Source organism: Winogradskyella sp. (assembly GCF_016744625.1).
Taxonomy (GTDB): domain Bacteria; phylum Bacteroidota; class Bacteroidia; order Flavobacteriales; family Flavobacteriaceae; genus Winogradskyella.
Map to the genome: position 1 here is coordinate 12,932 of NZ_JADGDZ010000064.1, position 266 is coordinate 13,197.

Sequence of the window (266 nt, forward strand, 5' to 3'; positions counted from 1 at the left end):
ATACTAGATCCTAATTTCTATGATACTGCTGAATTTGTTGATGATGATTTTAAGGATAAGTTTGATAATGTTGATGGTGTACTGAAACAGATTAATTATTTCTTAAAAGAAGCTGCTGATAATAAAAGATGCATATGTACAATTGATACATACAAGTATAGATTTTTACCACCTTTTTATGGGGTCTCTTTTGATGATAAATATTTATTCACAGGTAATACTTTTTGGGAGAATGGGAAACTGAAGAGCTCAGGGCAATCATACAA

The 266-nt window shown here is 30.1% G+C and carries 1 protein-coding gene; it reads left to right on the forward strand.

All coding sequences use genetic code 11. The features are described 5' to 3' along the window. Nucleotides 1-266: hypothetical protein (locus QZZ53_RS12500; protein WP_296385161.1), on the forward strand; the 266-nt coding region annotated here is incomplete at both ends.